The organism is Mesorhizobium sp. M7A.F.Ca.CA.004.06.1.1 (assembly GCF_003999135.1).
Lineage (GTDB): Bacteria > Pseudomonadota > Alphaproteobacteria > Rhizobiales > Rhizobiaceae > Mesorhizobium.
On the sequence record NZ_RZPQ01000498.1, the window covers coordinates 1 to 4434 of the forward strand.

Below are 4434 nucleotides of genomic sequence, written 5' to 3' on the forward strand. Positions count from 1 at the left end.
GTGACATCGCCCGCGACATGGATCGTGTCTGACCCCAGACCGCCGATAACGCGATAGGCTACGCCGAAAGCCGTCGATTGGACGAAGAATTCATCGTCGCCTTCAAGCCCGTCGACCTCGACCACTTCGATCGTGGTGTAGCGAACGTTGAGGCCGGCGCCGAAGATACCCTTATCGGTGATGGCGAAATCGTCGGCGAATTCCGTGCCGAGGATAACCAGCTTGTCAAAGCCGGTGCCGCCGTCGACCGAGACCGGCGCGTTGACGTTGTATTGCACTTCGTCTTCGCCGCCGCCGGCGCGGATGTCCGGCGCGCGCGCGACCGAGAAGCCGAGCCCGATGATCGACTTGGCGACGCCGAAGTCGTCCAGCACGATAACGTCGTCGGTATAGTCGTCAGGCGTCGAGTCAGCGTCGGCGAAATTGATCACGCCATCGCCATTGGTGTCGAGCGTCACCGCCGGCAAATCGTCCTGATCGATCGTGCCGTCACCATTCCAGTCCTGGTTGGCGACCGCCGCAATGGCGAACGCGCGGACGATGAACAGGTCGTTGTTGTCGTCGCCTTCGAGCCGCAATTCGGCCTGGTTGGCATAGACCCGGAATTCGTCGTTGCCGGTGCCGCCTTGCGCCACCATCGGCGCACTGATGCCCGGGCTCAGCCAGCCGCGTGTCGTGGCCACCATGTCGGGGAACACGTCCTGGTCGAGCAGGTTGCCGCCGAAGAACGGCGTGACGCCGTTTTCCGCATCGCCGGTGCGTTTGGTGCCGAATATCTGGCCGATGTTGAAGGAGTCGTCACCGGCGCCGCCTTGCAGCGAAACGATCGCCGTGGTGTCGTCGGAGTAGAAATTGTCGTTGCCGCCCTGCCCCTCGATGGTGATCCGGCCATTCAGCGCGGTGTCGTAGTTGATGCGCGCGACTTCGTTCGAAGGCTCATTGTCCTCGATCGTATCGGCATAGGTCTTCGGCTGTCCGTAGACCATGGCGACGTAGCCTGGACGGTCGGCGGCTTCGTGCGGCAGATAGTTGGCGCCGCGCAGCAGGAAGATGTCGTCGATCGGCTTGTTGCCGCCGATCAGACCATTCTGCGACGAATCGTACCCGAAGATCGTCAGTTCATCGACACCGTCGATAGGACGCCCGCTGTCGAGAATGTTGATGACGTAATTGCGCTGGAAGTCGGTGCCCGCGGTGCCCTGCCCCGGATTGTTGGAGCCAAGCGTGTAGATCTCATAGAGATCGGTGCCCGACACGCCGTCGAGCGTAAGCGTGTGCTCGGCCGCCGTCTGCATGTTCGGAGAGGTTTGCGTCGTGGTATCCTGGAGGTAGTAGACGCGGAAGCGGTCTTCGCCATCGACGTTGTTCACATCGAGGTTCTGGCTGCCATAGGCGCGGGTCTTCGAGCCGAGGAAGACGTAACCGGCGCTGCCCTGCGTGTTGGTGCCACCGGCACCGGACGTGTCGCCGAACTGGATCGTGTCGACATCCGTATTGCCGAAGATTCGGGTCAGCACGGTCGGTCCGGTGACCGGGTTCGCTGTCAGCGTCGGCGTTGCCGAGCCGACCGGCGCGCCGATCGTCTTGTTGCCCGGCGTCACGGTTGCGTTGGCGATGATGCGGCCGCGCAGCACCATCACGGTGCCGAAGGCGAAATCCAGGTTGACGAGCGCATGGATGACCTCGTTGGTCGCCGACACGTCGCCATAGATGTCGATGCTCTTGGCCGCCAGCGTTTCGCTGTTGGAATCGAGCGTTACGTTGTCGCCGACGCGCAGCAGCACGGAACCCTTTTCGGCGAAGATCTGGCCATGTGGGATCGCACGTGACGCATCGGGCTGGAAGGTCGGGAACGTCGTGCCATCTTCACCGAAGCGGGCACTGCCGCTGTGCAGCAGGTCGAGGTTCTCGCCCTGAACCGAGGTCTCGCGCACCGTGATGCGGATGTCGCCATCATAGGTGTGCGCCAGCACCAGCCGCAGATTGCCGGCGGTGCCGCCGGGAACCTCCGGCGCTTCGGCCAGGTAGATGTTGTTGCCGGCCTCAAGTGCGACGTCGTCATCGCTCGAACCGCGCGATGAATCGATCTCGAGGTCGTTGGTAAAGGCGCCGATGGAGCCATTGCCGTTGGCGTCGAGGTCGATGGTCTGCCCCATCACGTCGGCCAAATCGTCGCCCAAGCCGTTGTTGCGTGAATCCAGGATCGAGCCCGCGACGGTCCTTAGCGACACATCACGGATCGTGTGGACGGTATGAACATGCATGTCGCCGACGACTTCGTCGAGGAAGATGCCCAAAGTCGCATCCGCGCTGATGTCGAAGGCGCGCAGCACACCGAGCCCGCCGGCGCCATTGCGGTTGTCAACGTTGATCTCGAGGAAATTGCCCGGTTCACCAATGCCGCCCAGGGCCGAATTGATGTCAAGCAGCGTCGGGTTGAGCACCTCGGCAGCCACCTGGAAATGGGTCGGGTTAAACAGCCCCACGCCAGCGGCCATGGTGATGTTGCGGCCGGAGACATCGGCCTCGATCGAGGTCGGGTCGCCGTTGTCATTGCGCGCATCGAGGATGCGCCGCGGCGAATACAAAAGCACATCCGAGGCGTTGGAGCGAATGCGCTCGATGCGCATGTCACCGGTCTTTTCGGTCAGCGCGATGTAGCCATTGGTCAGCACGTCGATGTCGCCATTGCCGGCGATCTCGGTGATGCCCAGTACGTTGATGGTGGTCGCCGAGGGTGCGGGATTGGCTGCCGCGACGATGATGTCGCCGCCCGTGACGACCGAGCCTGCCTGCAGCCCGGGCAGCGTGCGCAGGCCGGTTGCCGGGTCGAGGCCCCGGAAATCATAGGTCGACGCGATTTCCGTGTTACCGGTGGCGAAGACGCCACGGCTCAGCGACGGGATAGCTCCCTCATCCGGCCGGAATTTATTGTAGTAGGTCTGTCCGCCCGCGGGCAACGCCGGCGCCTTGACCAGCAGGCCGCCGGACAGACCGTCGCCGAACTGTTCAATGCTGGCTTGCAGCAGCACGTCCGCCGTATTGCCGGCATTGATCCGGTCGATCTCGACGATGTAGAAGCCCCCGGCCGGCGCCTCGCGCAGCAGCGCCTTGAGGTCGAGGCTGATGTTGCCGAGCGCATCGGTGGTGAAGGTCTCAGCCGAAATCAGGCTATGCAGATCGGTCAGCGCGCCACCCGGTGCCAGATCGATGGCCGTGCCGGCCAGAGCGTTTGTCAACGTGGTCGCCAACTTGACGCTCTGCCCGTCGGGCGAAGCGATGATGTAGTAATAGCCGCCGTCGGTGAGCCCGCCGATGGCCGTGGTCACGGCATCGTAGCGCACCAGCTGGCCGGTATAGAAACGGTTCTCGACCCCAAGGAATACCTGGTTCGTCAAGCCGGCGACGCGGCCGGTGTCGAAGCCTATGCCGAGCGGCAGGCCGGCGCTGTCGACGATGTCGATGTTCACGCGCGCACCGGTCGCGCCGATGTTTTCGTCGGCGCGAATGTTCAGGATGTGGGTACGGATCAGCGACTGGCGGCCGTCACTGCCTGTGACGCCGCGATCGTTGGTGGCGAACACCGATCCGTCGGTGTTGACGATCGAGGTCGTGCCGATCGGGTTGTCGATCGTGCCGTTGATGTAGATATCGGAATGGCCTCCGGTGTCGGTGATCTCGACCAGCGTCGGCGCGACTTCGCGCACCACCTTGAAAGTCAGCGTCACACTCTGCGACGGGTTGAGCCATGCCAGCGGCTGCTCGTCGGTGACGACATCGATATTGTTGATAATGATGTCCTTGTCGGACTCGTTGCGGATCGACACGCGCTGCAACGTATCGCGGAACGTCCAGGTGCCGCCTGCGCCGATCATCGAGTTCGAATCGAACACCACGTCGCCGGGACCCGGATTGACGATGTTGTTGACGACAATGTCATTGCTTTGGATCGTGCTGCCTTCGCCTTCGGTCGCACTGCCGCCGCCCGCGGTGTCGTTGACCGACACTTCGACCGCGACATCGATCTGGCCCTCGGCGCCGACGACCAGTTGCTTGATGACCAGTTCGGGTGACCGGCCCGAAAGGATCAGCACGTCGGAATTGAAATTGATCGATTGCGGCCTGTCATCTGGACTGCTGCCGCTCGATCCGCCGGCGGCGAGCGAGCGCTTGCTGTCGTCGGCGTTGTCTGTCTGCGCGATATTCGGGCCGTTCACGGTCGAGGCAAACAAGGCCAGGTGCTCGGCCGAGCTCCCAGGCTCCTGCGGATAATCCGGGTGTCCGAGCACGACATCGCTATTGTCGCGCGGACCGGCCGTCACCAACGCTCCTGCCGCGCCGAAAATCTCGGACGAGACGTCGGTGTCGTTATGGGCGTCGGAATCGACGAAGCCGAACAGGCCCGTCGACCGGGCATAGGATTTCGCATGCGTG

Annotated in this window: 1 protein-coding gene; it reads right to left on the bottom strand. The window is 63.0% G+C overall.

Annotated elements, in window-relative coordinates; all coding sequences use genetic code 11:
• The coding region (locus EN906_RS37385; RefSeq protein WP_206529160.1) for a hypothetical protein at positions 1–4434 on the bottom strand (4434 nt) is incomplete at both ends.